The 26,945-nt window shown below is 64.6% G+C and carries 27 protein-coding genes and 1 pseudogene; 19 read left to right on the top strand and 9 right to left on the bottom strand.

What is annotated here, in order from left to right:
* Positions 1-442: 442 nt before the first annotated feature.
* Positions 443-1,126, bottom strand: coding sequence for a zinc metallopeptidase (locus MKK75_RS09190; protein WP_244042282.1), 684 nt, complete (start codon positions 1,124-1,126; stop codon positions 443-445).
* 160 nt (positions 1,127-1,286) lie between these two features.
* On the opposite strand from MKK75_RS09190, the gene MKK75_RS09185 reads away from it, so the two are divergent.
* From MKK75_RS09185 to MKK75_RS09175, 3 genes are all read left to right on the top strand, one after another.
* The gene (locus MKK75_RS09185) at positions 1,287-1,907 is read left to right on the top strand and encodes a tyrosine-type recombinase/integrase (protein ID WP_244042281.1); all 621 of its coding nucleotides are present in this window, start codon (positions 1,287-1,289) and stop codon (positions 1,905-1,907) included.
* Between the two features lie 657 nt (positions 1,908-2,564).
* Positions 2,565-3,821 (top strand): hypothetical protein, encoded by a 1,257-nt coding sequence (locus MKK75_RS09180; protein ID WP_244042280.1) that lies wholly within the window; start codon positions 2,565-2,567, stop codon positions 3,819-3,821.
* A gap of 24 nt (positions 3,822-3,845) precedes the next feature.
* Positions 3,846-4,178, top strand: coding sequence for a hypothetical protein (locus tag MKK75_RS09175; RefSeq protein WP_244042279.1), 333 nt, complete (start codon positions 3,846-3,848; stop codon positions 4,176-4,178).
* Between the two features lie 590 nt (positions 4,179-4,768).
* On the opposite strand, the gene MKK75_RS09170 is transcribed toward MKK75_RS09175, so the two are convergent.
* Positions 4,769-5,572 carry a FadR/GntR family transcriptional regulator gene (locus tag MKK75_RS09170; RefSeq protein ID WP_279593715.1) on the bottom strand — a complete coding sequence of 268 codons (804 nt, stop codon included), beginning with the start codon at positions 5,570-5,572 and terminating at the stop codon, positions 4,769-4,771.
* A gap of 236 nt (positions 5,573-5,808) precedes the next feature.
* On the opposite strand from MKK75_RS09170, the gene MKK75_RS09165 reads away from it, so the two are divergent.
* From MKK75_RS09165 to MKK75_RS09135, 7 genes are read left to right on the top strand one after another with little or no spacing between them, the layout of a single operon-like run.
* Positions 5,809-7,236 carry an FAD-binding oxidoreductase gene (locus MKK75_RS09165; RefSeq protein WP_244042277.1) on the top strand — a complete coding sequence of 476 codons (1,428 nt, stop codon included), beginning with the start codon at positions 5,809-5,811 and terminating at the stop codon, positions 7,234-7,236.
* Positions 7,237-7,262: 26 nt separating this feature from the next.
* Positions 7,263-8,594, top strand: a complete 1,332-nt coding sequence (locus MKK75_RS09160; RefSeq protein ID WP_244042276.1) for an MFS transporter — start codon at positions 7,263-7,265, stop codon at positions 8,592-8,594.
* A gap of 11 nt (positions 8,595-8,605) precedes the next feature.
* The gene (locus tag MKK75_RS09155) at positions 8,606-9,706 is read left to right on the top strand and encodes a four-carbon acid sugar kinase family protein (RefSeq protein WP_244042275.1); all 1,101 of its coding nucleotides are present in this window, start codon (positions 8,606-8,608) and stop codon (positions 9,704-9,706) included.
* The gene (gene pdxA / locus MKK75_RS09150) at positions 9,703-10,731 is read left to right on the top strand and encodes a 4-hydroxythreonine-4-phosphate dehydrogenase PdxA (RefSeq protein ID WP_244042274.1); all 1,029 of its coding nucleotides are present in this window, start codon (positions 9,703-9,705) and stop codon (positions 10,729-10,731) included. Before MKK75_RS09155 ends, pdxA begins: the two co-directional genes overlap by 4 nt.
* Before the next feature lie 8 nt (positions 10,732-10,739).
* Positions 10,740-11,867 carry an iron-containing alcohol dehydrogenase gene (locus MKK75_RS09145; RefSeq protein WP_244042273.1) on the top strand — a complete coding sequence of 376 codons (1,128 nt, stop codon included), beginning with the start codon at positions 10,740-10,742 and terminating at the stop codon, positions 11,865-11,867.
* An 11-nt stretch (positions 11,868-11,878) separates the two neighbouring features.
* On the top strand, positions 11,879-12,769 hold the full coding sequence (locus MKK75_RS09140) for a dihydrodipicolinate synthase family protein (RefSeq protein WP_244001653.1): 891 nt from the start codon (positions 11,879-11,881) through the stop codon (positions 12,767-12,769).
* A gap of 40 nt (positions 12,770-12,809) precedes the next feature.
* A complete protein-coding gene (locus MKK75_RS09135) occupies positions 12,810-13,829 on the top strand; it encodes an SMP-30/gluconolactonase/LRE family protein (protein WP_244042272.1) in 1,020 nt (339 codons plus the stop codon).
* A gap of 328 nt (positions 13,830-14,157) precedes the next feature.
* Here MKK75_RS09135 and MKK75_RS09130 read toward each other — a convergent pair whose 3' ends face one another.
* Positions 14,158-15,042 carry a fructose bisphosphate aldolase gene (locus MKK75_RS09130; protein ID WP_409567545.1) on the bottom strand — a complete coding sequence of 295 codons (885 nt, stop codon included), beginning with the start codon at positions 15,040-15,042 and terminating at the stop codon, positions 14,158-14,160.
* 484 nt (positions 15,043-15,526) lie between these two features.
* Positions 15,527-15,862, bottom strand: a complete 336-nt coding sequence (locus MKK75_RS09125) for a hypothetical protein (protein WP_244042270.1) — start codon at positions 15,860-15,862, stop codon at positions 15,527-15,529.
* 328 nt (positions 15,863-16,190) lie between these two features.
* Here MKK75_RS09125 and MKK75_RS09120 point away from each other — a divergent pair, with 328 nt between their 5' ends.
* On the top strand, positions 16,191-18,014 hold the full coding sequence (locus tag MKK75_RS09120) for a thiamine pyrophosphate-binding protein (protein ID WP_244042269.1): 1,824 nt from the start codon (positions 16,191-16,193) through the stop codon (positions 18,012-18,014).
* A 194-nt stretch (positions 18,015-18,208) separates the two neighbouring features.
* On the opposite strand, the gene MKK75_RS09115 is transcribed toward MKK75_RS09120, so the two are convergent.
* Both MKK75_RS09115 and MKK75_RS09110 read right to left on the bottom strand, forming a co-directional pair.
* Complete coding sequence (locus MKK75_RS09115; protein WP_244042268.1) at positions 18,209-19,396, bottom strand: peptidyl-alpha-hydroxyglycine alpha-amidating lyase family protein; 1,188 nt, start codon at positions 19,394-19,396, stop codon at positions 18,209-18,211.
* A gap of 47 nt (positions 19,397-19,443) precedes the next feature.
* Entirely contained in the window at positions 19,444-20,406 is a 963-nt protein-coding gene (locus MKK75_RS09110; RefSeq protein WP_244042267.1) for a TAXI family TRAP transporter solute-binding subunit, read from the bottom strand.
* Positions 20,407-20,603: 197 nt separating this feature from the next.
* Here MKK75_RS09110 and MKK75_RS09105 point away from each other — a divergent pair, with 197 nt between their 5' ends.
* From MKK75_RS09105 to MKK75_RS09085, 6 genes and pseudogenes are all read left to right on the top strand, one after another.
* Positions 20,604-20,924 carry a hypothetical protein gene (locus MKK75_RS09105; protein ID WP_244042266.1) on the top strand — a complete coding sequence of 107 codons (321 nt, stop codon included), beginning with the start codon at positions 20,604-20,606 and terminating at the stop codon, positions 20,922-20,924.
* Positions 20,925-21,041: 117 nt separating this feature from the next.
* The gene (locus MKK75_RS09100) at positions 21,042-21,236 is read left to right on the top strand and encodes a hypothetical protein (RefSeq protein WP_244042265.1); all 195 of its coding nucleotides are present in this window, start codon (positions 21,042-21,044) and stop codon (positions 21,234-21,236) included.
* Entirely contained in the window at positions 21,233-21,424 is a 192-nt protein-coding gene (locus MKK75_RS09095; protein WP_244042264.1) for a hypothetical protein, read from the top strand. Before MKK75_RS09100 ends, MKK75_RS09095 begins: the two co-directional genes overlap by 4 nt.
* Positions 21,425-21,649: 225 nt before the next feature.
* Positions 21,650-21,781, top strand: a complete 132-nt coding sequence (locus MKK75_RS35665) for a hypothetical protein (RefSeq protein WP_279593714.1) — start codon at positions 21,650-21,652, stop codon at positions 21,779-21,781.
* Between the two features lie 93 nt (positions 21,782-21,874).
* A complete protein-coding gene (locus MKK75_RS09090) occupies positions 21,875-22,681 on the top strand; it encodes a hypothetical protein (RefSeq protein ID WP_244042263.1) in 807 nt (268 codons plus the stop codon).
* A 370-nt stretch (positions 22,682-23,051) separates the two neighbouring features.
* Positions 23,052-23,183 (top strand): annotated as a pseudogene (locus MKK75_RS09085) (IS630 family transposase); the annotation flags it as partial.
* 161 nt (positions 23,184-23,344) lie between these two features.
* On the opposite strand, the gene MKK75_RS09080 reads toward MKK75_RS09085, so the two are convergent.
* From MKK75_RS09080 to MKK75_RS09070, 3 genes are read right to left on the bottom strand one after another with little or no spacing between them, the layout of a single operon-like run.
* Positions 23,345-24,112, bottom strand: a complete 768-nt coding sequence (locus MKK75_RS09080; protein WP_244042262.1) for an ImmA/IrrE family metallo-endopeptidase — start codon at positions 24,110-24,112, stop codon at positions 23,345-23,347.
* The gene (locus MKK75_RS09075; protein ID WP_244042261.1) at positions 24,109-24,516 is read right to left on the bottom strand and encodes a hypothetical protein; all 408 of its coding nucleotides are present in this window, start codon (positions 24,514-24,516) and stop codon (positions 24,109-24,111) included. The genes MKK75_RS09080 and MKK75_RS09075 overlap by 4 nt, the downstream gene beginning before the upstream one ends.
* Positions 24,513-25,136 carry a hypothetical protein gene (locus MKK75_RS09070; protein WP_244042260.1) on the bottom strand — a complete coding sequence of 208 codons (624 nt, stop codon included), beginning with the start codon at positions 25,134-25,136 and terminating at the stop codon, positions 24,513-24,515. Before MKK75_RS09070 ends, MKK75_RS09075 begins: the two co-directional genes overlap by 4 nt.
* A 112-nt stretch (positions 25,137-25,248) precedes the next feature.
* Here MKK75_RS09070 and MKK75_RS09065 point away from each other — a divergent pair, with 112 nt between their 5' ends.
* On the top strand, positions 25,249-26,496 hold the full coding sequence (locus MKK75_RS09065) for a nucleotidyltransferase (protein WP_244042259.1): 1,248 nt from the start codon (positions 25,249-25,251) through the stop codon (positions 26,494-26,496).
* Positions 26,493-26,945, top strand: a complete 453-nt coding sequence (locus MKK75_RS09060) for a hypothetical protein (protein WP_244042258.1) — start codon at positions 26,493-26,495, stop codon at positions 26,943-26,945. Before MKK75_RS09065 ends, MKK75_RS09060 begins: the two co-directional genes overlap by 4 nt.

The following is a 26,945-nucleotide window of genomic DNA, read 5'->3' as shown; positions in this document are numbered from 1 at the left end:
CGTGCGCGAGGTCTTGTCCGGACGCTGCAGCCGCAGCACCAGCTCGATCAGCTCCTCGCGGCTCAACCGCTCAAGATCGCTGCGTCCCATCCCACGAGGGAATCAGCGAAACCCAACCCGCGCAAGGGCCTGAGTAATTACCTGACAACAGCCATTCCGCGTTTTGCGGGCGGAACGTCAGCGGCCATTCTACAACTTGATTCGACGATGCTGGACGGTAATGAACGGCTGCTTCGGAGTAGCGCCGACGGCAATTCCAGCGACTGGGTTGGGTCGACACCGGACGGGCGTTCAGCAGAACCTGAATGTCTGCTGTCGGGCGGCGGGCTGATGTCTGCTCATGGCGCACAGCATTTAAGAGAAATAGCCAGATCTGGTTCCGAAGGTGGCGGTCCACTCGCAGTTTGGCGGGCAGGGGCAACGGCCCCTCACCGCGAAGATTTTAGAAAGGGAGGAGCCGCCGAAAGCGGGCAATGTTCACGAGCGCCATGAGGGACGAGGCCACGTAGGTGAGGGCCGCAGCGCGCAATACGGTGCGTGCGCCGGGCATGTCGCCTGCGTCGAGGAAGCGACCCGTCTCCAGGATGGGTAGGGCTCGGCGGAAGCTCGCGTCGAGTTCGACGGGGAGTGTCAGGATGTGGAACACGAGGCGAACGCCGAGGAGTGCGATGCCGACACCGACCTGTAGGGCAAGCAGCACCGGCGAATGAACGAGGGCGAGCACTACGGGCGCAGTCATCATCACCACGGCCGCGGCAAACTCGAAGCCTTGCACGACCGGGGCGAACCTCACCCGCGCCGCGAAAAGCCGGTCCCCCGCCGCGTGCTGGAGCGCATGGGAGACCTCGTGTGCCGCGACTGCGACCGCCGTGATCGAGCGGCCGTCATGGTTCTCGGGCGACAGGCGCACGACGTTCGCGACCGGGTCGTAGTGATCGGCTTGCGCGATCTCGACGGGAACGTGCTCTAGCCCCGCTAAGTCGAGCAGATGGCGGGCGAGTTCACCTCCGGTCCCTGGCAGATCCGGCCGCTCGGTCGCGTGTTGCCGCATCGCCCGGCGCACCCACCACTGGGGGCCGAACACGAGGCCGAGCAGGAGGGCGCCGAGCGCTAGGAGGATGGGCACGTCAGATATGTAGCCGTGCCGCCGTATCCGCGAAAGCGCGGTGCCTGTCTCTGCCTCCTACACGTCTCGGGCTACCCGCCGACGTCGGGGTCGGGCAACCGGGACGCGGGCTGATCGCGGGCGGGTGAGATGCTGATGGCTCCACTGACGGAGCTTCATCATGCACTCGACGAACGAGACCACCCGCCGCCCCTGGAACGGGGGCCGCCTCATCGGGCCCAAGCCGCCGTTCAAGCCCAAGCACATCTGGGCGATCCGTACGCGCCTACAGCATGAAGGCCGTACGCGCGATCTCGCCCTGTTCAACACGGCCATCGACAGCAAGCTGCGGGGCTGCGACATCGTCGGCTTGCGCTTGGCTGATGTCCACCTCGGCGATGGCATTCGCCTGCGCACCACCATCATCCAGCAAAAGACCGGCCGGCCCGTCCCCTTTGAGCTGACCGAGACGACCCGAGCGGCGCTGGCGGCTTGGCTGAAGCTACGGGGGCTACGGGCAAGTGACTGGCTGTTCCCCAGCCGCAGCCGTCCCTGCGAACATCTGACGACGCGACAGTACGGGCGGCTCGTCGACGAGTGGGTGACGCTGATCGGCCTCGACCCAGCGGGCTACAGCACGCACAGCCTGCGCCGGACGAAGGTCGCGCTGATCTACCGGCGCACCGGCAACCTGCGCGCCTGCCAGCTGCTGCTCGGGCACACGAAGTTAGAGAGCACGGTGAGTTACCTCGGCATCGAGGCGGACGACGCGCTGGTGATGTCTGAGCAGACCGATATTTAACCATCACCGCGGCGACCTCCACAGGTCGCCGCACCCAGTCTCTTCGTCCGAGAAGGGTGGCAAGCGGACCCCGGCCTTGCGTCCGAAAGCGGATGTTCGGCATCCGACCCAACCCGGCCACCTGGGCTGCCCTGGGCGTCTCCCCTAAGCGGCCATTCATCGGCTGTCTGGCAACTTCGGTTCAGGGTGGGAAGCGGTAGTCGGCTCGACGCCTGGAAGCGGACACACCGGCGGACGCGATTTCAGCCGGCCGAGCCCTGTATCAAGCCATCAATGGCCTCCGCGGCGAAGCGCTCCAGCCAGTGTTAGACATAGGTCTGCGAGGTATCGGTCCGGAACATAATCACGATCGGGCCAATGCCATCAGCCGAAACAGCACGATAGCCACCCCAACGTGCACTTCTGTTGAGTGATGCGATAGGCCGCCATCGCATGGAGACGACGGTCGGCGGGACGGAGCGCGATTGAGATCTCAAAACGAATCCTTTCGCCCCCCCACAGCCCAACCCATGCGATTTTCGCCGAGCCTCCTTTCTCAGCTTTGATCCGTAAGGAACGCAATGCTGCAACGCTACAAAACTCCCGATTGCTGAGCGCCTCGCCAAATGCCACAATCCTGAACTGTCGACAATCCCACCAACGCGCGGGGTATTCGTCATGTGGCAATTCAGAAATATCGCTCTGATAGCACTCTGCATAGCGACACCTGCGGCTGCAGAGTACATACCGCTCAGATCGATCTCGCCAGGGGTTAAGGTCCAAGGCGGCTCAGACATACCACCTCCAAAACTGTCAGTAGCGCTTGGCCAAGGCTACGACATCATCAAGAACGCGCTACGCGGAGATTGCGTTGTCCAAAACGGACATGACCATAGCGATGGTCGAAAAGGAGCAGCTCAGTTCGATGTGGAGTACATAAATACCGTATCAGATATGCAGTCATATGATAAGGTTTCACAGCAATCAGCGACTTTTTCGTTCACGTATAAGCTTTTTTCCGCAGGTCTCGACGATGATATGCACACTGAGACGTCGTTCTCGTCTGTGAACCAATTTGCACGCCTTTATCGTCGTATCATCACGAAAATCGAAACACGCAATGACGGGGCATGGAGTGATACCGCTCAAAAAATTGCAAATAAAGACCTATCAAAGGCAGCGACACGGACGGAGTTTATGGATGTATGCGGAACTCATTTCGTTTCCGCAATCTACCGTGGTGACGTTGTTGACCAAACAATCCATTTTACGCTGAAGAAAGATAAATATGAAAAGGATAGCAAATTAAAATTGTCTGCTGGCTTAACGGGCCTTTTCAATGCTGGATATTCGAACAACGACGCTGAGACAAAAATCAATGAAGTTGCAACATATATTGCAACGAGGAATGGCGATCAGGGCCTGATCGGCAAGAATGCACCTGATCCCAACAAGACTGGTGGTATATTAGAGGCCGCTCGTTACATTCACTCGACATATTCTGACCAAGTTGCCGCTGCCGAACCAGATCAAAGCGCAATTATTGGAGTTGATGTCCAGCCATACTGGCGGTTTGCACTGAAGGGACGAGAGAATTTTGGACGTTGGCAAGACGTCGCTTTCGACAGCCTTAAGGCGAGGCAACCAACCTTCGAACGTTTGCTGAGTGCAATGGGGGATCTATCGTTTGCACTTAGTATTACCGATCCCGCAAAGCGGGCCATCTTCTACAAGGACGTCGAAGACACTCTCAAGGCAAAGTTGATTTTGGCGGCGAAAATTAAGAAGAGCTTCGAGAGTGCCGCTGCCACCTGCTACAGGGCTGCGCTCGGAACAAGCGAGGCAGACGCCACTGCAAAGTGCGGAGCTGACCTTACCGCTGCCCTGCCTCCCGATGAGGTCGACAGCACTCGGCCGACACTTGTGGCAGATTAATTGCAAATCAGAGGAGCGCCCTTCATGTCGAACTACGTTATCATTTTCGTTGTTGGCTTAATCGCGGTGGGCGGACAAGCTATTGCAGGGGTCAGGTGCAAAGGCAGCATCAAAACTAGCGGCGCTGGTAATAAAATAGCAGAAATCAGATGCACTCATGACGGCTCGGGCGGCTCTTATTTGTGTAATGGATCTTGGAAGTTGCGGAATGTTAAAGGCGGCGAAGGGACACTTTCTGGCAATTGCGGGGTACAAAAAGGAAATACAAACCTCCTTTGCTTTGGAGATGAAGAAATTGCTGGGGAGAAGATAAAAGAGCAAGTTGATGATCCCAAGATAACCTGCGGGCGGGGTTGATGCCGCGCCTGCGTTCAACCAAGAGCAGGCGGTCGAGGTGAAGTGAAAGGTCCAGCGCAGGTGCTGGGCGAGCGGGGGCTTCAACTTCCGCTACTTGTGAGCGGCATAATTGTTGGGGATGGCGTGGACGAGTTGGCTGACCGGCACTGCTTCCTCGCATTTTGACCGAAGAATACCGTCTTGATTAGTGTCTGTCCTGAGAACTTAGAAAAGACTTGATTGGGGCACCCCGTCGAAAGATCCAGCCACGTTGCACGCTCTGGACCCGCCTGACTGTTTGTCTAGCCGAAATGCAAAGTTTCCGTTTTATGCCCGACCACGATAAGGGATCAGTGTTTCTAAAAGCAGACCGTTTGAACTTCCGCGATGGGTCGACACCGGACGGATGGCTTCGCGCGGCTGAACGTCCGCTACCGGGCGTCGAGCCAACTTCTGCTCATGGCGCGAAGCTGCGGTGGGGATTGGCAGGGTTTGGCCGAAAGCGGTCCGTCCGGTTCGGATGGCGCCACTTCGGAAAGCGGACGAGCCTCCACGAATCCGACTTTGTCGGCTGATCTAATTGACAATCGACCGGGCCAAGATCCCGGGGCTCAGAGCGAAAGATCGAGCAACCGTCCTTCAAATAAGCGGTCCCGCGACGTGCGTATATGCGCGGCCATCGAGTGACGCGCTCCATCACCCTCCCCATCTCGGATCGCGCGGAAGATACCCTCGTGCTCTTCGAGCACGCCTTTCAGACCTGAATTCGGTCCGAGCAGGGACAGGCCATGGATCTTCATGCCTACCGCGATGTGGGAACGCAGCGCTTGAAGTGAGGCCGCATAATAGTGGTTGTTCGAAGCTTCCGCGATCGCATGGTGGAACATGAAGTCGGCATCTTCCCGATGCTGCTCCTGGCGCGTTGCCGCCGTGAGAAGCTCAAGCGCCGCCTCGATGCGGTGGAGGGCGGCCTCGTCCCGCCGCAGGGCCGCGTGGAAGGCAGCATCCGGCTCGATCGTGAGGCGAAACTCATAGCACCGTTGAATGTCGGCGATGCTCTCCACCGGCGCGAAGCCGAGCGTCTGCTTCGCCTCGCTCGCCCGGACGAAGCTTCCCGCGCCGCGCCTCGACACAATGGTCCCCTCGCGCCTCAGCCGGTCGAGAGCTGAACGCACAACGGGTCGCGAGACCCTGAACTGGCCGGCGAGATCGTGCTCGCTCGGCAAGCGGTCGTTCGGCGCATAGGTGCCGTCAGCCACGCCGGCGAGGATCGCCCGGTAGACGGTATCCACTAGACTTGTCGGGCGAGGCGTTGGCGCCTCGGGTGATGGGGCCAAGGATGCTGTCACTGGCGTTCCGTTCCCACACTGCCGCTCTGATGGGTGTCGGTTCGAGAAAGCACCAACCTGACACATCTTGGCCCTGCCGTCACCCGAGTTGTTAAAAAGATGTCAGGTGCTTTACGGCTCGCGTCGAACCGTCAATCCGCCGCCCCGATGCATGCCCAACTGGTAGGTAAATGCTACCGAGCGGAACCTGTCTTAAATTGGGCGGCCAAGACCACTTGACCTGTCGCGCGGCGGCGGGTATCAGCATTACAACTTTATAACAAGTAGACGCAGGGCTAGGCCCTGCTCCTAGGGAGATCGCCGTGAGTGATGCTCAAGGCTTTATTGATCGCTTGGTCGCCATCGTCGGCCCCCGGAATGTAATGGGTCCGCAGGACGACCTCGCCCCTTACGTGACCGATTGGCGCGAGCGCTATCACGGCCAGGCCGACGCGGTGGTGAAGCCCGCCAACGTCTCCGAGGTGTCGCAGGTCGTCGCACTGGCGCACCGCGAGGGCGTCGCCATCGTCCCGCAGGGCGGCAATACCGGCCTGTGCGGCGGCGCCACCCCAACGGCGCCCGGCCACAACCTCGTGATCCGGCTGGACCGGATGCGGGCGATCCGGGCGGTCAGCCCGCTGGCCAACACCATCACCGTCGAGGCCGGCTGCGTGCTGGCAGACATCCAGGCCGCGGCCGAGGCGGCGGACCGGTACTTCCCCCTGAGCCTCGGAGCCGAGGGGTCCTGCCAGATAGGCGGCAATATCGGCACCAACGCGGGCGGCACCGCCGTGCTGCGCTACGGCCCGACGCGGGAACTCGTGCTCGGAGTCGAGGCGGTGCTTCCCGACGGCCGGATCTTCGACGGCCTGCGCGCCCTGCGGAAGGACAACACCGGCTACGACCTGAAGCAGCTGTTCATCGGCGCCGAAGGCACCCTCGGCATCATCACGGGCGCGGTGCTGAAGCTCTTCGCCCGGCCCCGGGTGTCGCTGACGGCGCTGGCGATGCTGCCTGGCGTCGAGCAGGCGCTGGAAGTGATGGGTCTGCTCCGCTCCCATGTCGGCGACCGGCTGGGTTCGCTGGAGATCATGAACCGCAACCAGATCGAGGCGATCCGCGATCATGTGCCGGACACGGCGATCCCGTTCAGCCTCGACACGCCGTGGTATCTCATCATCGAGCTTACCGACACGCTGGCCGGGACGGACCTCGCGCCCCCCCTCGAAGCCGCCCTGGGCGAGGCTCTGGAGCGGGAGCTGATCTCGGACGCGCTGATCGCGTCGAGCGAGGCACAGGCCAAGGGCATCTGGAAGGTCCGCCACAGCGTCTCGGAGGGCAACAAGCGGTCCGGCTTGGTTGTCTCCCACGACAGCGCCGTTCCCCTCGATCGTCAGGCCGCCTTCGCGGTGAACGTCGAGAGGCGGATCCAAGAGGCGGTGCCGCACGCCATCGTGGCGATGCACGGCCATATCGGCGACGGCAACATCCATGTCTGTGCCCTCATCGACCGGGCGCGGCTCACGGAGAGCGGCGAGACCGAGCGGGTCGTCGCGCTCATCAACGGCATCGTCGACGACGAGACCCGTCTGCAGCGCGGCGCCATCAGTGCCGAGCACGGCATCGGCCTGTCCAACCGAGGCCGGCTCGCCCGCGTCACCGATCCCCTGGAACTAGACCTGATGCGGGCGATCAAGGGCGTGCTCGATCCGGCCGGCCTGATGAACCCCGGCAAGGTCTTGATGGACTGAAGAACGAGAAGAGGGAGGAACAGGCCGTGACGGGACAAACGAGCATAAAGCTGCCCAAGCAACGCTGGACCATCGTTTTGATGTGCTTCCTGGCGGTGGCGATCAACTACGTCGACCGCGCCAACTTGGGCGTCGCCGTGCCGATGATCCAGAAGGAGTACGGCATCGATCCGGCCCTGATGGGCCTGATCCTGTCGGCGTTCTTCTGGTCCTACGTGCTGATGCAGCTGCCGGGCGGCTGGCTTATCGACAAGTTCGGCTCGCGGCTGACCTACACGGTGGCCACGCTGATCATGTCGGTCGCGACCCTGGCGACGGCGTTCGCTGGTGGCGTGGCCTCGCTCATCGCCTGCCGCATGGTGCTCGGGATCGGCGAGGCGTTCTGCTATCCCGTGAATGCCAAGGTCACCTCCCTGTGGTTCCGCCGCTCGGAGCGCGGGCTCGCCACCGGCGTATGGGCCTCGGGCTCGCGCGTCGGCTCGGCGATGACCCTGCCGCTCGTCGCCTTCATCATCGCCAATCTCGGCTGGCGCGAGGCTTTCCTCGTCACCGGCGCCATCGGCCTCGTGTGGATGGTGCTGTGGTACGTGCTCTATCGCGATCCGAAGAACCATTCCGCCGTCACGGCCGAGCAGCTTGCCGTGCTGGAAGCCGACTACGCGGTGAAGGCGGGCGCCAAGAAGATCCGCTACGCCGAACTGTTCCGCTACCGGACGATCTGGGGGATGATGATCGGGTTCTTCTGCCTGAATTTCGTCATCTACTTCTACACCACGTGGTTCCCGTCCTACCTCACGCAGTCCCGCGGCTTCTCCTTGGCGAAGCTCGGCACGCTCGGGCTGGTGCCCGGCCTGGTCGCGATCCCGGCCGGCTGGCTCGGCGGCTACCTGTCCGACCGCCTGTTCAAGGGGGGCTGGAGCCTCACCGCCGCCCGCAAGACCTGCCTCGTCGGCGGCCTGCTCGCCTCCTCGGTCGTGGCCCTCGCGCCGTTGGTGCCCGGTGACGCGGCGGCCCTGACCCTGCTGGCGATCTCGTATTCCGGCCTCGCCTTCGCCGGCGCCAACATCTGGACGCTGCCGGGCGACGTCGCTCCGACCCCGGCCCATGTCGCCTCGATCTCCGGCATCCAGAACTTCGCTTCGAACCTCGCGGGCATCGCCATCACCACCTTCACTGGCGTGATGGTCTCGATCACCCAGGGCTCGTTCGTGGTACCGCTCGCGGTGGCGGGAACACTCAGCATCGTCGGCGCCTGCTCGTACCTGTTCATCGTCGGCGAGATCGCGCCGCTGAAGAGCCGGGACGACGAGGCCGAGGGCAGCGCCCTCGCGGCCGGTGCCACCCCGTCCAAGGCCTGAGGCAGGCTCCGATGCCCACCCTGCGCCTGATCGCCGACGACCTGACCGGGACCCTCGACACGGCGGCCGGACTCACCGGCCTCTGTGGCACCATCCCGGTCGTCTGGCCGGAGATCATGTCGGATAGCGCATCGGCTTCGCTCGCCATCGATTCCGGGACGCGGGAGCGCATAGCGGAGGAGGCGGTGCGGATCACGCACGGCCTCCTGCCCCGCCTCGACGGGGCAGACATCGCCTTGAAGAAGCTCGACAGCCTCATGCGCGGTCCCTGGGCGGCGGAGCTGGCGACCGCGGTGCAGGCGGGCGGCTGGCGGCGCTGCGTCGTGGCGCCCGCCTTCCCCTACCAAGGCCGGGCGACGGTGGAAGGCCGCCAACTGATGTGGCGCGGCGAGGACTGGACCCCCGTCTCGGGCGATATCGCCCAGACTTTGCGCGAGGCCGGTCTCCCCGCCCGCCGGGCCTCCATCGCGGACGGGCCGGTCGAGGGGGTCGCCGTCTACGATGCGCGCACCGATGAGGATCTTGCCGCCATCGCGGCCCTGCCGGCGGATGGCCCCGTTCTGTGGTGCGGCAGCGGCGGCCTCGCCGCCGCCCTCGCCAGAGGGGTGACGCCGCCGTCCAATATCCGCCTGGAAGGACCGGTCCTTGGATTGTTCGGGTCCGACCGCGAGGAAACCGAGGCCCAGCTCGCGGCTTGCGGGGCCCTGCGGCTCGTTCTCACCCGCGGCGCGCCGCATCGCGACCTCATCATGGATCGCCTAGCCCGCGGCGGTGCGGTGATGGCGAGCCTCGACCTTCCCCCAGGCACGGCCCGCGAGGTCGCCGCCGGGCAGATCGCCGGGGCCTTCGCACGATTGATCGACGATCTTCCCCGGCCGGGGAGCCTTCTCGTCGCCGGGGGCGAGACGCTCAAGGCGCTCTGCCTCGCCCTGTCCGTCGACTACCTCGACGTGACCGGGCAGATCGCCCCCGGCCTCCCACGCTCGACGCTGCGCGGCGGACGCTGGGACGGTCTGCCGGTCGTGTCGAAATCGGGGGCCTTCGGCGCGCCCGGCCTCTGGCGCGACCTCCTCCACCAAAACGGCTTTCCGCACACCAGGAGCGGCACATGACCCAGCATCTCGCCATCACCATGGGTGATCCCGCCGGTATCGGCCCCGAGATCATCGTCAAGGCCGCCGCGCGGCTCAAGGACCGGATCGATGCCGGAGACCTGAAGCTGATGGTGATCGGCAGCGTCCCGGCCCTGCGTCGGGCGGAGGAGACCTTGGACCTTCTGCCGGAGCGGATCGCCGAAGTCTCTGAGGCAGCTACCTGGCCTGCCCTCTGTTGCCTCCATGCAGATGCGGAGGGCGCGCCCATTGAGCCCGGCAAGCTCTCCGCCGATAGTGGCCGCTTCGCCTACAAGGCGATCGAGGCCGGCGTCCGTCTGGCAATGGCGGACAAGATCGGCGGCATCGTCACGGCTCCCCTCAACAAGGAGGCGCTCAATAAGGCCGGCTACCACTATGCCGGTCATACCGAGATGCTGGCCGAACTCACCGGCGTGCGCGGCTCGGTGATGATGCTTGCCCACGGCAACATGCGCGTCTCGCACGTCACCACCCACGTCGCCCTGCAGGACGTTCCGAAGCGCCTGACGCCGGAGCGCCTGCGCCTCGTCATCGACCTCACCGACAAGACCCTGAAGGGCCTGGGGCTCGCCCGGCCGAAGATCGCGGTGGCCGCGCTCAATCCCCATGCCGGCGAGGGCGGCCTGTTCGGACGCGAGGATCTCGACGTCAGCACGCCGGTCATCGAGAAGGCCAACGCGGACGGGCTCGACATCCACGGCCCCGTGCCGGGCGACACGGTGTTCGTGAAGCTGCGCGCCGGCCAGTACGACGCGGTGGTCGCGATGTACCACGATCAGGGGCACATCCCGGTGAAGCTGCTCGGCTTCGAGATCGATCCGGCGACGGGGAAGTGGATGGACCTCTCTGGCGTGAACGTCACCCTCGGCCTGCCGATCATCCGCACTTCGGTCGATCACGGCACCGCCTTCGACATCGCGGGCAAGGGCATCGCCAACGAGCGCAGCCTGATCGAGGCGATCGAGTTCGCCGAGAAGCTCGCCGCCAACCGCCGCGCCGCGTGAGGATCGCCATGAATATCGCCTCGCCGATTGACCTCGTCCGGCCGCAGGAGATCGCCTTCGGCGCGGGCACACTGTCCCGCGTGGCGCGCTTCCTCGCCGAGCGCGGCTACCGCCGCCCGCTCGTGGTGGCTGATGCCTTCAATGCCGGCCGGGTCGATCTTCTCGGCCTGTCCGGCGAGATCGCCGTGTTCGGCACGGTGAAACCGGAGCCGGACCTCCCGAACCTCGATTCGGTGCTGGCGCTCGCGGACGAGGTCCGGCCCGATTGCGTGATCGGCTTCGGCGGCGGCAGCGCCATGGATCTCGCCAAGCTCGCTGCCGTCCTGCCGGGCAGCGGCCAGACCCTGCGCGATGTCGTCGGCCCCAAGAAGGTGCTCGGTCGCCGGATCGGCCTCGTCCAGGTCCCGACCACCGCAGGCACCGGCAGCGAGGCGGGCACGCGCTCCCTCGTCACCGACCCGGTGGCGCAAGCCAAGCTCGCGGTGCAGAGCCGCCATATGTTGGCGGACCTCGCTGTCATCGACCCCGACCTGACGATGACCGTGCCGGCCGCCGTGACCGCCGCCACGGGCGTCGACGCCATGGCCCATTGCGTCGAGGCTTTCACCAGCCGGAAGGCGCACCCAACCATCGATCTCTACGCGCTGGAAGGCACCCGCCTCGTCGGCCGCTACCTGCCGCGCGCGGTCGCCGATGGCTCCGACCGTGAGGCCCGAGCCGGGCTGGCTCTGGCCTCGCTTTACGGCGGGTTCTGCCTTGGACCGGTGAACACCACTGCCGGCCATGCCGTGGCTTATCCGCTCGGCACCCGGCACCATGTCGCCCACGGGCTCGCCTGCGCGGCGATCTTCCCGCACACCCTGGCCTTCAATGCCCCTGCCGTGCCGGAGAAGACCGCCCTCGTGCTCCAGGCTTTGGGCGCCCCGGCCAGCGCCGACGAAGCCACCGTCCGTGAGCACGCCACCCGGTTCTGTGCCGACCTCGGCGTGGAGCTTCGCCTGTCGCGCATCGGCGTGCCGGAGGACGATCTCGACGCGATGGCGGGCGAGGCTCACGCCATCCGAAGGCTCCTCGACAACAATCCGCGCGACATGAGCCGCGCCGACATCCTCACGCTCTACCGAGCCGCCTACTGAAGGTTCCTGTGATGACCGTCCTTCATCCCCGCGGCGTGTTCTGCGCCGCTGCTACGCCGCTCACGGCCGATTACGCGCCCGACCACACGCTGTTCGTGGCTCATGCCAGGCGGCTGATCGCGCAGGGCTGCGACGGCGTCGCCCTGCTCGGCACGACCGGGGAAGCGAACTCGTTCTCACTGGCTCAGCGCAAGGCGCTCCTCGACGTCACGGTCGAGGCTGGCGTCGCCCCGCAGAAGCTGATGCCTGGCACCGGCGTTGCGGCGATCGCGGAGACGATCGACCTGACGAAGCACGCTCTCTCGCTCGGCGTGAATACGGTCGTGATGCTTCCGCCTTTTTACTACAAGGGTGTCACCGATGACGGCTTGTTCGCCGCCTATTCCGAGGTCATCGAGCGGATCGGCGATGCACGGCTTCGTGTCGTGCTCTACCACATCCCCCAAGTCTCGGCCGTGCCGATCTCCCACGACCTGATCGAGCGGCTGCGGGCGCGCTATCCGGAGACCGTGACCGGCATCAAAGATTCCTCCGGCGACATCGCCAACCACGTGGCGATGATCGAGCGGTTCCCCGGCTTCGCAGTGCTGACCGGCGCCGACCCGTTGTTGCTGCCGCTTCTGTCGAAGGGCGCTGCGGGCTGCATCACCGCCACCTCCAATATTTGTGCGGCGGATCTCGCTTTCGTCTACCGGCACCATGCCGACCCGTCGAAGGCGGATGAGGTCGCCGCGGCGCAGGCTCGCGTGGTGAACGAGCGCGAGCGCACCGTCGGCCCCCGCCAGATGGCTGCGATCAAGACGCTTATCGCGCAGGCGACGGGCGAGGACGGTTGGCTTCGCCTGTGTCCGCCTCTCATGGCCCTCACTCCAGACCAGCGGCACGCCTTGCTCGGCGGCTGATCGAGCGATCCTGGATCGAGGATGATGAGGAGGCGAAACGATGACCAAGACCACACGTCGGGATCTGTTCTCGCTTGCGACCGGAGCAGCCTCGTTCCTGGCCGCGGGGCCCTCGTCCGCGCGCTGGGACGACACCGTGCGCTACCCGGATCCTGCATTCGAAATCCTGGATCCGAGCTTCGCCAAGTACAGGCTGGATGCCGGCGCCGTGGAGCGTCTCTGGACGGGGGCCCGTTGGAGCGAGGGACCCGTTTGGATGGCGGATCAGCGTTGCCTGATTTGGTCAGATATTCCGAACGACCGAACTCTCCGCTGGCAGGAATCCACCGGCCAGGTTGACGAGTTCCAGAAGCCGGCCGGCTATCCGAATGGCCATACCCGCGACCGTCAGGGCCGGCTTCTTACGTGCGAGCATGGCGGCCGGAGAGTCACTCGGCTCGAACCGGACGGCAGCCTCACCGTCATCGCCGACCGTTTCGACGACAAGCGTCTGAACTCGCCCAACGACATCGTGTGTAAGTCGGACGGCTCCATCTGGTTCACGGATCCGCCGTTCGGCATCCTGGGCAATTATGAGGGTGACGCCGCCCCTCAGGAGTTGCCGACCAACGTCTACCGCGTCGACGGCCGGGACGGGCGCATCGCGATCGTCACGGGGGACGTCGGGCGTCCAAACGGTCTGGCCTTCTCGCCCGACGAGTCCTTGCTCTACGTCGTTGAGGCAGCCGCAAATCCGAGGGTGATCCGCGTCTTCGACGTGGTGGATGACGGCACGAGGCTCGCCAACAACCGGATCTTCATCCAGGCGCAGCCCGGAGAGCGGCCGGACGGGTTCCGATTGGACGTCGATGGCAATCTCTGGTGTGGGTGGGGGATGAGCGAAGCCTTCGATGGCGTCCGCATTTTCGATAAGACCGGCAAGGCCATCGGTCATATTCATCTCCCGGAACGATGCCCCAACGTGGCCTTCGGCGGGCGCAAGCGAAACCGGCTTTTCATGGCCGCAAGTAAGTCGCTTTATGCTGCCTACGTGAATACCCAAGGCGTGGCGGGCGGTTAATATGATGCATTCTATCTAGAATACCTGAGCATCAGGTCGAATGTGCCATAAGCGTGCGCTTAGGCTTGCCAACTGTCACGTCCGCTTCCGAGCGGCCGACCATTCTCATTGAATGACTGAGATGGGCGCAAAGCCGAACGGCCGGTTCTGCGCGCTGACGATCCGGCATGACGTAGTCTGGCCGAAGGCTGGGCGGTCGCTTTTAGGCGAGCGGTGGAGCAACGCGGATGTGCATTGACATGCGCTCGCAGCGCTGACTCAAGTGGAGCTCCTGATCTACGTCAGAGATCAGCCGCATTGCGACCCAAATTAAATGATGTCAGTCTTCTCAATGCTGATATTTGTCTATCGATGCCTTGTAGATTTCGTCGATCGCATCGGCGAGTGTGGCATCGAATGCGTCATCGTTCATGCCAGCCGTGAGGCCCTCCGTCAGAGCGCGTGAGAAACTCGCGATCACGCCGTGATTGCCGGCCAGCTTGGCGCAGGCTTCCGCCCGCGAATAGCCGCCCGACAGCGCCACCACCCTGGTCACCCGCGGATGACGGGTCAACGGTGCGTAGAGGTCGGCGGCGTCAGGCAAGGTAAGCTTCAGCACCACCTGCCGCCCTTCATGAAGATCGTTGAGCCGCTGTGTTAGCTCCGCAAGAAGGAGTGCTTCGGCGCCGCGCTTGTCGGGGCTCTTGATGGACACTTCCGGCTCGATAATCGGCATGAGCCCATGCGAGGCAATTTGGTCGGCGATCGCAAACTGCTGCTCCATGACGGCGGCGATGCCGCGCTCGGAAGGCATGTTGATGACCGAGCGCATCTTCGTGCCGTAGACCCCGAGCCGGATGGCGCGGTCGAGAAGCGCGTCGAGGTCCGGTATCGGCTTCATCAGCCTCACCCCGTCGGTCTCAGGAGCAAGCCCCTTGTCGACCTTGAGGAACGGTACGATCCCGCGTTCCTCCCAAAGGAAGGCCGGAACGGGCTTTCCGGCGGCGCTGCCATCCATCGTCCCCTCGAACAGAATTGCACCCATCACCTTCGCCCCCGTGAAGGCGGGCGAGGTCATGATGCGCACGCGCATCGCATGGATGAGTGCGAACATCTCGGCGTCGCCGGTGTAGGCGTCGTCAGGGATACCGTAGAGGCGCAGCGCGCCGGGGGTCGATCCGCCGCTCTGATCGAGCGCGGCGATGAAGCCGTCCGCCGCGACTCGATCCGCCATTTCGTCTCGGAACATAGCTCTCACCCCAGGATCGAACGCGCTACAACCCGTCCCCACGCAACTGCCTTGATGACCAGCCCTGACCGAACTCGTCAACGTCAGCAACCGGGCTGCGGAGCCCAGCCTGTGATGATGGCCGGCCTGTCGCCGCTTCCGCGAGGGCCTTCCTCGCGCCGCCGCTGCACCGCGGATACGATCGGTGAGTTGTTGCAGCGGCCGGGAGACGGCTCGCAGCACATCACCGTATCTGGCGAGGCTCGCGGGTTAAGGACACTCATCGACGCCGGTTAGAGCCCCACAAGCCGACCTTGAGCGGGTAACACAATCAGATCCTGAAATGTCAGCTTACGGCCCGTCATCCCGGCGAGCTGAATGTCCGAAACGGGCGCGAAGCGGTATGCTGGCTTCGAATGCCGGGCCGAGTTCCCGCAGATGCGCAACGTCGAAGCTGGGACGCTTCTTCTCGCTTCACAGGAAGATCGGTTCACCGGCGTAGGTCGGTGATGCCGAGCTCGGTCCACATCCAGGCGAAGTCGTAGCTCGCCATCGAATCGTCGGGCGTACGGCCACGCCTGCTCTCAGTCGCCAGGAACATCAGCCAAGCCGCAACCTTGTCACGGCCCGCCTGCGTTCGAACGCTGGCGCGTGGTGTCTTACCGCCCAGCATGTCAACCGGCTGATCGAGAGCAGCGCAGTAGTGGCTGCTCAGCCCCTCGTGCACGAAGCTCGTCTGCAAGTCGGGAGGGAGCTCTTCTGCCGGCGATATCGAGCGAGCCGCCGATGAGAGCATCATCTGCTCAACGGTCTGGATCTCCGTCATCGGTGGCCACACCAATTCGTCGCGGAGGGGCGTGAGCAGTGCCTGCGCCCGGACGGCGCGATCCGCCACTTGATCAGACCTGAGAGCGAGGCGCTGCTGGGCATGGCGGATCTGGTCGCGTCAGGGTAGCGGCTGGCGTCCCCCGGGCCAAGCACCTCGCTTTGGCAACCCTGCTGACGGGTGAGGAACACGGCCCCGGAGAGACACCACCGTCGAGCCCGGTGGGTTTGAATCACAGACCTGCGAGCCTTCGCTGCAGCTGGAACCACATGGTGCGCAAGACGCTGACTCTGTCGACCGCAGCGGGTTGTGGAACCGGAAGCGAACCATGGCCAGAGACAAGAACGCCGAACTTCCGTCGACCGTCGATCGCCGCGCCTTCGTCAAACTCGCCGGTGGCGCCGCAGCCGCGATAGGTGCCCCCGCCTCTGCCGCCTCTGCCCAGGTCGAGCAGACCGAGCGCGTCACATCCCAACCTGCGCCGCCCCTCGTGGCTGACGAGAACACCGCCGACATCCTGGTCGATACCCTGATCACCTGGGGCGCTACCCAAGTGTTCGGCATCGTCGGCGACGGCATCAACCCCATCGTCGAAGCCCTGCGCAAACGCCAGGACAAGATCGCCTTCATCGGCGTCCGTCACGAGGAGGCTGCCGCCTTCATGGCCGGCGGCATGGCCAAGCACGGCGGCCGCCTGGGTGTCTGTCTCGCCACGACCGGACCCGGTGCCGTCCACCTGATGAACGGGCTCTATGACGCCGCCTACGACAACGCCCCGGTGGTCGCGATCACCGGCACGACCTTCCACGACCTGGAGGGAATGCGGTTCATGCAGAGCGTCGACACCGTCAAGCTGATGCAGGACGTCGCGCTGTTCAACGAGCGCGTCACCGGCCCCGCCAACGCCGTGATGCTCGTCAACCGCGCCTGCCGCGCGGCACTCGCCGGCCGGGGTGTCGCGCACCTCACCATCGCCAAGGACGTGCAGCGCCAAGCCCTCTCAGCCGACAAACCCTCGCCCGAGAACCACGGCGGGCGCACCTCATCCTCCTGGTCGCCGCCGATGGGTACACCGCCCGCGGACCAGCTTCAGGCTGCCGCACAAGTCATCAACGCCGGCAAGCGCGTCGCCATCCTGGCCGGTCAGGGCTGCGCGAACGCCGTGCCGCAGCTGCGCCGCCTCGCCGAGAGCCTCGGCGCGCCGGTCGCCAAGGCTTACCTCGCCAAGGCGCTCCTGCCCGACGATGATTCGCTGACCACCGGCGGCATTGGTCATCTCGGCACGGCTCCCTCACAGTGGGCCATGCAGACCTGCGACACGGTCCTGATCCTGGGCACAACCATGCCGTGGATCGACTACTATCCGAAGCCCGGTCAGGCGCGGGGCGTGCAGATCGACATCAAGCCGGATCACATCGGCCTCAAGTACCCCGTCGAGGTCGGCCTGACCGGCGACATGGGCGCGACGCTCGACGCGCTGATGCCGCTGCTGAAGGTGGGGGCTGACCACGGCTTCCTCACTGAGGCGCAGACGCGCATGCGCGATTGGCGCAGCCTTCTCGACCAGGTTGAGACGACCCAGAAAGGTCCGCGCCTGCGGCCGCAGACGGTGATGCGCGCGCTCAGCGACCTCGCACCAGCCAATGCCTTGTTCAGTATGGATTGTGGCGCGAACACCCATTTTGCCGCCCGCCACATCCAGATCCGGGATGGTCAGAGCTGGACGGGCTCGGGCACGCTGGTGACGATGGCCTCAGCGCTGCCGCTGGCGATCGCGGGCGCGTTCGCCCATCAAGGTCGCCCCTCGATCGCCGTAGCGGGTGATGGCGGCTTGGCGATGCTGATGGCGGAGTTGTCGACGGCGGTCCTGCACGGGCTCGACGTCAAGGTGATGGTGCTCAACAACGACGCACTGGCGCAGGTGAAGAGCGAGCAACGGGAGATCGGCGCCCCGGAATACGGCTGCAAGCTCGGTCACATCGACTTCGCAGCTTATGCGCGTGCGGTCGGCGCCCAGGGCTTCAGAGCCGACAGCGTCGCCAATCTGAGGCCGGCGGTGCAGGCGTGGCTGTCGACGCCGGGCGTAGTGCTGCTCGACGTTCAAGTTGATGCCGAGGAGGAGAGCCACAGGCCCGACAAAGTCACGGTTTGAACGGAAGCCGCTGCCGTGCACGGAAGCTTCCCCCGGCGGCCGATGGCTCATCGTCGGCTCCAGTCTCGGGTTCCGTACAAGTCAGAGCCTGATTAATTGCCTGAGCAACGCTGCGCTCGAACGTGTCGATCGCCCGACACGCTGCCCAGCCTTCCTATCGCCAAGAGTAGGCTTTGCCGTGACGCTACGCGCGATCACGGATGGAGGACCAGCTTCTGCGGGCGCCAGTTCAGCAGTTCGCCGACATAGATCTCGTTCTCTGACGGGCAGGCGATCTCGTGGATCCAGCCGAACTGCTTGAGCTGCTTGCCCGTCTCGCCGAGCACACCCAGCACCTTGCCATCGAGCGACAGCTTGTAGATCCGCCCCGGGAAGGCGTCGGCGACGTAGAGCACCTGCTTCGGTCCGGGCGTGATGCACAACGCCCAGGGCGCGCCCGGCGTGAACAGGTCGACCGTGGTGCGATCCTTGGCCGGCTTGCCGCGGATGATGGCACGCGCCTTGTCGTAGTCGAACGGCACGTCGATCTTGATGATCCGCTGGATGTGGCCAGCGGTGTCCATCACCTGGATCCGAGCGTTGCCCCGATCGGCGATGTAGATGTTGTCGTTCGCGTCCGAGGCGATCGAGTGCAGGGTGCGGAACTGACCCGGCTCGGTTCCGTAGCTGCCGTAGGAGTCGACCCAGTTGCCGTCTTTGTCGACCTTGGCCACGCGTGAGTTGATGTAGCCGTCGCTGATGTAGGCGTTGCCGGCCTTGTCCCAGGCCACGTCGGTGACCTGCCGGAACTGGCCCTGCACCGGCGGCAGCGGTGGCATGGGGTGCTTCCAAGGTTCGGCAGTCTCGTCGGCGGCCTCCGTCTTGCGGCCCCAGACCATGGCGACGCGACCCTCGGGGGTGAACTTCACCACCATATCCGAGCCCTTGTCCATGACCCAGATGTTATCTTCAGGGTCGACGCGCACGACGTGGGCGAAGGACCAGGCGTACAGGCCATGGCCGATTTCCCGGACGAAGGTGCCGTCCGGATTGAACTCCAGGAGCTGGGCCGCCGCCGCGCCGTAGGCCGGGCCCTGCGTCGCGCCGCGCGACAGGATGAAGATGTGCCCCTTCGAGTTCAGGGCGATGCCTGCCACCTCCCCGAAATGGATGTCCGGCGGCAGCTTCAGGAAGTCCGGGACCGAGTCGAACGCGATCTCGGGGACCTGCGTCGCGAGCGCTGAAGTGGACGCCGCCGGGGAGGCAGGAACGGCGCTTGGCTTGATCTCGTCGGCGCGCGCACCCGGCAGCATCAGGTTGAGCGCGGCTGCGGCAACGCACAGGGAGCGGATCATCTCGGGCTTCCTCACGGGCCAGCCGGTTCGAACGTCGAGCTTGGCCATGCAGACTTAGCCGGAAGACGCATCTCGCGAAAGCCGGCCGGTCGTGATCACTCCGGACGCGCTCCGATCTCGTGGAGAAACGCCGCCGTTCCCGGGTGCAGCCAAGCCGCCGGCACATTCGAGACCAGGTTGCGCGGATCGCTCTCGCGGCCCTGAGGATAGAGCCGGGCCAAGGTCTCTCGACCTCGGTCGATCGCGTGCACGAGCCGGGTGACGGCGGCCTCGTCCAGCTCTGGTCGAGCGAGGATAAAGCTCCAGGACCCAACGGTCTCGATCGGTGCGTCCTGTCCGCGAAACGAGCCGGCCGGAACAGTCAGACGGCGCATCGAGGCGCGCAGGGCCAGGATTTTCGGGATTGCCTCGGGCGCCGGGCCGAAGAAGCGAGCGCCGCCGGGCGTGTCCGCGAGGGTCTTGAAGCCCGGCCAGCCGAGGCTCGCGCCCCATAGGGCCGCCGCCCGGCCGTCGAGGACCTGTGTGGCGCCGTCGCCGGCGTCGTCGAGGAGGATCGGCGAGATGTCGTGAGTCGGATCGAGGCCGGAGCCTTGCAGCACGGTTCGCCCCATGATCGTGAAGCCCGAGCCGCGCGTGCCGAGTGCGACGGCACGGCCGCGCAGATCCTGCACGCCCCGGATCGAACTACCGGCTGGTACCACGAACAGGCCGGGCGAAGCATCGATGGGTGCCACGACCTTCAAGCTGGGGTCGTTGGCACCTTGGCCGGATAAAGCCTCGTAGGCGTACTCGCCCTGCACTAACGCGAGGTCGAGTTCGGCCGCCTTGAGCAAGGTCAGGTTCTCCGTCGAGCCTTTGGTGATCCTCGGCTCGATCCCCACGCCCGGATCGACCTCATGGACCGCCGCGACGAGGGCGCGGCCGAAGGCCGGGAACGAACCACCCGGGGTCGCCGTCCCGAGCGTCAGCCGCAGTGTGGGTTTGGATTCTTGAGCCCGCACGGGTGCGCTTGCGGCAAGAGCCGCCATGCCAAGGAGCAGGTCACGTCGCTGTACCATGCTGCTCTCCAACGATGTGCTCGCCGCCAGCCGTCAATCATCGCTTCAGGTGCTTGGCGAACTCCAGACCGTCCATAGAAAGAGAAGTTTCATTCGCGGTGCAATCCGGCGCTTCGGCCTTACTGAGGTGTGTCCGCTTTTGGGATCTTGCCAGCCAGCCCTGAGCGGCGCAAATGGGCGCAAAGCGGAACGGCCGCTTGTCGGTTGAGGCGTCGACCTACCTGTGCAACCCGAAGGAGGTGCCGCCGGCAGGCGTGAGCGTGACCCGCGACTCGCCCATGAACCCGGAGCTCGCACCGGCGGCGGCGGTACCGGCCAGCGAGGATAGCACCGTGGCGCCGGGCACTGGCGTGCTCTTCGATAAGTACGGTCTGATGTGGGACGGCGACGCGCTGGTCCTCTACGAGGTCGCCGTCACGGACGCGGTGGGGCAGGTCCAGCGCAGCCGCGCGCTGATCGACAAGGGCGGTCCGGCCGGCGACTGGCTCGCGCTCATGGCACTCCGCTCCGCATACTGACGAAGCATCTCGTTGGACATCCCGACCTGCGACAGCCCGCCGGTCAGGAATTCGCTGGTTTGCTAAACTTCTCGACCCTGCCGTGAAGCTTGCTGACCAGCAGCAGCGGAGCTGTTCATGGCAGAGTTTACGGGTCAGGCGTCAAACATCCGGTTCATCCTCAGCCCGGCGCGCAGGGGGCTCGCGCTCAGCGCGCTCAGCGGGCTCGTCGCCCTCGGCCTCGCCGGCGTCGTTGGACACATGCGGGCTCGGCGTCAGGACGGCCTCTTCGCAACCACGCCCGGGCGGATACCCGCTGTGACAGCCCGGTGAGCCGACGCGGTCTGCGCGATACCATCACCGATGCACCGGGCACCAAGCTCGTGGGCCTGACCGTCTCGCGGATCGACACCGTCGGCGCGCTCGCTTCCGAGCCCGCCGCCGCCCGGGACCGGCGCATCTGCATCGCGACCGTCTTCACGAACGCCGGGCGCAAGCTCGTCGGCTTCACCCTCTCCTGAGCGAGCGAGGCCAAGGACGACATCTTTCTCGAACTGCCCTACGGCATCGACTGACCGGCCGAAACCGGGGCTAACTCGAGAAAGCGCAGTCGGGACAATGTCGCTGACGCTGGGAGCGCCGTTTGCCATCATCGTGAATGTAGACCCAGCAATCACCTGAACTCGGCTGAGGTTCGCCTGACAGCTGACATGACATTGGTTCGACAGCGCTGAGAGGTTTGCGGCATGGACTGGTTCGAGGCCTTGACCGGCTTTCCGGAGGGTGACTACGCGGAGACGCAGCGCCGGCTGTCCGTCGTCGACAAGCGACTGCGCTCGGACGCCACGCGGCGCAGCTATGGTGTCGGCATCCTTTAGCTGCCGAGCCTGGCCGAACTGCGCGCCCGAGCCCACGCTATCGTCCTGCCAGGCCGCTTGAGATTGTCGATCGTTCAGGGCGACGTCCGCAAGATGCACCGGCTGCCGGAGAACCGTGACGCCCTGTTTCAGGTCGCCTCGCAGTTCAACATGCTGGAGATGGTCCACGAGGGCATCACGCCCGAGGACGGTGTCACCGGCTATGCACAAGACGGCACCCAAGGGCCGGCCTGCGCCATGGCGGCCGGCGCGGCGACCATCTTTCGCAACTACCTAGTTCCGTTGGACGGTGCGTTCGGCCAAACAGCAGACCGGCAGCTCGACGGTCTGGCCGACCTCGGCCGCGAGTTGGCAGGCCGCCTTGATACCACGGTGTCCGCCCTCTGGCGCAAGCAGAACGGCTACGCGCTCGCGACCGCGGCCGGCTTGGCGGCGATCGGCGCGTTGCTGACGGAGGCCGACGACGCGGCGCGGGACGCCCTGCGCGGGCTTCTGCGGATCGGGGTGCACTGGGACGTCGAGGTGACGGATGGGCAGGCGCCCGGCCCGCTGGTCACGCAGGCATTCTGCTCGGCGCTACCGGTCGCCTACTCGGATGTCCCGGCCGCGGCCTGGGTGCCGTTCGCGCGGCTGGTGTTGGAAGCGGCCTACGAGGCTACGTTGCTGACCGGGGTGCTGAACGCCGCCCGCGGTGGTTCACGACGCGTGCTGCTCACCCGCCTCGGCGGCGGTGCGTTTGGGAACGAGAACGACTGGATTGACGAGGCTCTGCTGCGGGCCTGCCGACTGCTGACTGGGTCGGAGCTCGATGTAGCGATTGTAAGCTACCGTCGGCCTTCTGCGCGCCTCGAGAACCTCGTATCCAAATTCGCAGCTTCAGACTTGCCCAAATCGAACTAGTAAGTTGCCTGCCTAGAGATCGAAACGCTACCTTCGTCAATGCGCCATGAGCGGACATCGCCCCGCTGCCCGATAGCGGACGTCCAGGTTCTGAAAGCCAGCCTTCCGGTGTCGATCCTTCTCGGGTGTTCAAAGGGTCTACTTATCGGCAGGCCAAAGAACACGGAACGAAACGCCTGGCCAAAAACGGATCGGCTGCTTCAGCGCCATATTGGCGGAAAGCTGCTGTTTGGTCCTCGTTGATGTGGTCGAGCGTAACGGTCTTGCGGCTGTCGTCGCGCACCTACGGCTCGAAATCGATGAACTCGTCGTTGTAGAGGACTAGGCTCCTGCGCCCGCCAACCTCGGCCGACCTCGCGACCCGCTCCGTCAAGCGCTGCTGTGCAAGGCCGCCGCGCGCACCTTCGAAGGGCTCTGGACCACAATCGGGCAGCTCGTTGATGCCGTCACCCCCGACGAAGCCGCCAACTTCTTCGCCGCCGCAGGATACGATCCCGATTAAACCGAAAATGCTCTAGATTAACGGCTTTCTTTACAGAGCCGCGGCGCCACTGATCATAATCGAGCCCCGCGTGGGAACACCACTGGCCTTCGACCACAACGGGCCGCGCTCGATTGGCGTGATAAAAAAGTGGCGATGGCTCGCGCGTGACCAGATCGTACTCAGTCAAACATTTTCCGGCCGGGCAGTACAAGCGTGATGACTTCGCCGTTCGGCACCTTGTAGGTCTGCTCTTGGAGTTGGTATTGGCCGGCGTCGGATTGATCAAACCATGCATCGGCATCGACAAGGCTCGGCGCTGCCAGCTCCGGTGCTGACCCGAACAGCATATCGAATGCCTGGCTGTCGTGGTCCATGTCGTGTTGGGGAAACCAGCGCGATGGCACCGAAGGTGCGGCCTTGAACCAGCGCCTCCCGCGCTTGTTGTGGCAGACCAGCAAGCCGGGCAGCATGTCGAGTTCGATGAGACGATAGGCTGTCGCGGTAACGCTGGTTCCGAACTCGATGGCTACCTCGCGGATCCGTGCGAGGCTCCATCGCTGAACCTGCTGGGACATCGGGCGCAGAAGGTAGGCCGGAAGCAGCAGATCGCCGGCGAAACCATCGGCAACCCGTTCGGGGTCGGTCGTGCGACTGGCGCGGTTGCCGATCTCGTCGGAGCTGCAAGCCAGGCATTGGCCGCGGTGGAACGTCCAATGGCCGAGTTCATGCGCGATAGAGAATTTGCGCCTCTCGGGTCGTTTGCGGCTGTCGACGCAGATGATCGCGCGGTTGCCATGTCCCAGGATCCGGGCCTCGCACGTGTCGAGTTCGCGGAACTTCACCTTCGCCCCTAGGTGCCAGGCGATCGCCTCGACATCGATTTCACGGGGTTCGGTGATGCCCAAGTTGGCGAGAACACGTTCCGCGGGGCGTAGGCCGCCGCTCATGGACCTTCTTCCGGATTGCCGTCGAGCAGTTCGTTGAGGTCCTCAAGGATTCCCTCCTCGTCGGCGTCGATGCCGCCTTTTGCACTTCGAGCTGCGAGGGTCAGCCGCTGGCCGTGCACGCCACCGCCCTGAACGAGTGCCTCGAGTCGTCGCCTCGTTTTCGCGATGTCTATCGGCACTACGGGCGCCGATGCCGTCGCCGCCGCCAATTCGGCTTTCGCGGCTGCCATGCGCCGCTTCCCTATAATCGTTTTTGCGTTTGCTACCGCGCTGCGGACGATTCGGCTGGCGTCTGGATCGGCATTCGCCCTGGCGTCATCTGGAGGCGAGTTGATGATCTGATCCATGACGAAAGCGTCGAGCGCATCCAGCTTCGCGGCATCGTCTTTCGGATCCCCGCTCATGCCGAAGTCCTCTCCGCTTTCAGTCCGTTGACCCGGCGCTGAAATTTGCGCTGAAGCGACGCCAACGCCTTAGTATCGATTCCAATTAGCTCTTCGAGCTGCACGCCCTTCATCCCATCTGTAATTCCCTCCAGAAGCAACTGGAGATCGTAATCATCACCGATATTATCGCGAATCTTGGCGAGTACCGCGCCATCGTCGATTCTAGAGATCACGACGTGTTCCGGTGAAGGCTGGTCCGCGGCTTTGGCGTGAAAGAAGTCGTCGGTCGCTTGCACGTGCCGGTGCCCCTCTTTCCACGACTCGACCGCCTGAGATGCCAAGCTTTTCATGATCCCACCAAGAAACATGAGAAGCGGCACGCCCCGTCGGCATCGACGCTCGCCGCCGAGCGCGCGCACGAGTGCTTCCTGCAAAAGGTCTGACGCCTCACTTCGGCAGCGGATCGCGAAGTAGCCCGCGAGATCCAGCGCTCGGTCATGGTCGTGTTCCGTCATGCCGTCGATCATCGCCGCCACCTCATTGGTGGAGAGTCGATCGTCGGCAATCTTGGGCGAGCACCGAGGATCCTGACCGCCCAAACCTGCTCCCTCCAACCCTTGAATGCGGATCGCACGCAAGATTCGGACATCGCCATGTCCGGAACAGCTGCGCCGTCCGCTTAAGGCGACAGGATGACACGCGCCGCTGTCCGCACAACCCCGCGGAGGCTGCGTCAACCAGAGGTATCTGATGAATCGTCGCTTCGTGCCGGCCGGCTTCAACCCCTTCTTCGACCACCTCGACGGGTTGCTCGCCGAGATTGCGATCAACGTCCAGCTCCCGCCCGGTCTCCATGCGACCGCGGTCAAGCGCTACGAGTTGGTGCGGAAGCACATGGAGCGAGACGGCAGCCCGCTGAAGGACCGCATCCTGCACTTCTACCCGCAGGGGAGCATGGCCATTGACGCCACGATCTCGGCGCGCTGGACCGACGGTGACTACGACATCGACGTGATCGCCCAGCTCGATCTGCCGCCCGCCATGCCTCCCTCGGTCGTGCTGGACTTGGTGGAGGCTGCGCTGGAGGGGTACTCGGCGAAGATCGTTCGGCAGACGCGCTGCGTCACGGTCTACTTCGAAAATATGCATCTCGATGTCACCCCGTCGATCCGGCATCCCTACACCCCGGACCGGCAGAGCAATATCTTCCACGCCAAGCGAGAGGAGCCAGCGTCGGCGCACTGCACCGTGCCGATGAACGCCTACGGCTTCGCCTCCTGGTACGAGGGTCGCACCCCGTACGAGCAGCACTTCGCCGAGGCCTACAACGAGTGCCTCTATCGTACCGCCGGCCGTGTCGTGAAGGCGGACGCAGAGGTCGACGAGGTGCCCGAGCAGTGCCACCTCACCATCAAGAACACGGCCACCGTCGCGCTGCAGCTCCTGAAGCGAGCCCGCAACGTTGCGTACGCCGAAGCAACCGGGCGGATCCCGCCCTCGGTGATGCTATCGCGGTACGCCGGCGTCGCGGCGGCGCCGAACTACACCTTGGGCAACATGGTGATCCGCCAGGCCCGGATGATCGTGCACGATATCCGAGCCGCAGCGGCGTGCCAGCGCCTGCTACACGTCGAGAACCCCGTCTACCGAGACGACGTGTTCACCGATCGGTGGCCGAAGGATCAGGCCGACCAGAAGCTATTCGCTGACCGGCTCGACGAACTCGCTAACGGTCTCAAAGCCATCAAGGCCGGGCGCTACGACCTTGAGGAGATCGGAGATCTTCTCCGCGGCTGGTTCGGCAAGGGCGTCGTCTCACGTGTGATCGAGCGCAAGAATGAGGAAATGGGCGCGGCAGTCCGTGATGGCCGGCAGAGCTACGATCGCTCTGGGCCCTTCGTTCCGGCCGCGCCTGCGCTCGTGACCGCGGTTCCGGCGGCGGCGGCAACTCGGCCTGCCGGCAGCTCGCACACGTTCATGGGTGCTCAGAAGTGGTGAGCGGGCCGATTCCGATCGAGGTGCAGGTCGGCACCATGCGAGGGCAATGGCCGACCTTCGACCTGCTCTCCCGGGACAAGGGCTCCGCCGTCTGGCGCGGGTCGCTGAAGCCCATCCTGCGTGAGTACGAGGTCGAGATCTCGTACCGAGTGCCGAGCGTGCTGGAGATGCCCATTTTGCGCCACCAGCCGCGGGTGAAGGTGCTCTCGCCACCTCTCAAGCCGCGCAGGAACGATCCAGAGGGAATCCTTCCGCACGTCTACAACGACGGCACCGCGTACCCGCCGCTTTGTCTCTTCGACATGGAGGCGCGGGAATGGACCCCGTGGATGCTCCTGGCGGAGAAAACGGTCCCTTGGAGCATCGACTGGCTCGTTTGCTACGAGGGCTGGCGCGCGACCGGGGTCTGGTCGGGCGGCGGTCGTCATGCCGGTGAGAAGGAGGTTTGA

The organism is Methylobacterium sp. J-030 (assembly GCF_022829545.1).
Taxonomy (GTDB): domain Bacteria; phylum Pseudomonadota; class Alphaproteobacteria; order Rhizobiales; family Beijerinckiaceae; genus Methylobacterium.
The sequence above is the reverse complement of the archived record's forward strand: the minus strand, read 5'-3'. Positions and strand labels throughout refer to the sequence as shown.

Excerpts from the sequence above, each read along its gene's own strand:
- MKK75_RS09185 (WP_244042281.1), top strand. The coding sequence starts at position 1,287 with ATGCACTCGACGAACGAGACCACCCGCCGCCCCTGGAACGGGGGCCGC.
- MKK75_RS09180 (WP_244042280.1), top strand. The coding sequence starts at position 2,565 with ATGTGGCAATTCAGAAATATCGCTCTGATAGCACTCTGCATAGCGACA.
- MKK75_RS09175 (WP_244042279.1), top strand. The coding sequence starts at position 3,846 with ATGTCGAACTACGTTATCATTTTCGTTGTTGGCTTAATCGCGGTGGGC.
- MKK75_RS09170 (WP_279593715.1), bottom strand. The coding sequence starts at position 5,572 with ATGTGTCAGGTTGGTGCTTTCTCGAACCGACACCCATCAGAGCGGCAG.
- MKK75_RS09155 (WP_244042275.1), top strand. The coding sequence starts at position 8,606 with ATGCCCACCCTGCGCCTGATCGCCGACGACCTGACCGGGACCCTCGAC.
- pdxA (WP_244042274.1), top strand. The coding sequence starts at position 9,703 with ATGACCCAGCATCTCGCCATCACCATGGGTGATCCCGCCGGTATCGGC.
- MKK75_RS09145 (WP_244042273.1), top strand. The coding sequence starts at position 10,740 with ATGAATATCGCCTCGCCGATTGACCTCGTCCGGCCGCAGGAGATCGCC.
- MKK75_RS09140 (WP_244001653.1), top strand. The coding sequence starts at position 11,879 with ATGACCGTCCTTCATCCCCGCGGCGTGTTCTGCGCCGCTGCTACGCCG.
- MKK75_RS09135 (WP_244042272.1), top strand. The coding sequence starts at position 12,810 with ATGACCAAGACCACACGTCGGGATCTGTTCTCGCTTGCGACCGGAGCA.
- MKK75_RS09130 (WP_409567545.1), bottom strand. The coding sequence starts at position 15,042 with ATGGCGGATCGAGTCGCGGCGGACGGCTTCATCGCCGCGCTCGATCAG.
- MKK75_RS09125 (WP_244042270.1), bottom strand. The coding sequence starts at position 15,862 with ATGACGGAGATCCAGACCGTTGAGCAGATGATGCTCTCATCGGCGGCT.
- MKK75_RS09120 (WP_244042269.1), top strand. The coding sequence starts at position 16,191 with ATGGCCAGAGACAAGAACGCCGAACTTCCGTCGACCGTCGATCGCCGC.
- MKK75_RS09115 (WP_244042268.1), bottom strand. The coding sequence starts at position 19,396 with ATGGCCAAGCTCGACGTTCGAACCGGCTGGCCCGTGAGGAAGCCCGAG.
- MKK75_RS09110 (WP_244042267.1), bottom strand. The coding sequence starts at position 20,406 with ATGGTACAGCGACGTGACCTGCTCCTTGGCATGGCGGCTCTTGCCGCA.
- MKK75_RS09100 (WP_244042265.1), top strand. The coding sequence starts at position 21,042 with ATGGCAGAGTTTACGGGTCAGGCGTCAAACATCCGGTTCATCCTCAGC.
- MKK75_RS35665 (WP_279593714.1), top strand. The coding sequence starts at position 21,650 with ATGGACTGGTTCGAGGCCTTGACCGGCTTTCCGGAGGGTGACTACGCG.
- MKK75_RS09090 (WP_244042263.1), top strand. The coding sequence starts at position 21,875 with ATGCACCGGCTGCCGGAGAACCGTGACGCCCTGTTTCAGGTCGCCTCG.
- MKK75_RS09080 (WP_244042262.1), bottom strand. The coding sequence starts at position 24,112 with ATGAGCGGCGGCCTACGCCCCGCGGAACGTGTTCTCGCCAACTTGGGC.
- MKK75_RS09075 (WP_244042261.1), bottom strand. The coding sequence starts at position 24,516 with ATGAGCGGGGATCCGAAAGACGATGCCGCGAAGCTGGATGCGCTCGAC.
- MKK75_RS09065 (WP_244042259.1), top strand. The coding sequence starts at position 25,249 with ATGAATCGTCGCTTCGTGCCGGCCGGCTTCAACCCCTTCTTCGACCAC.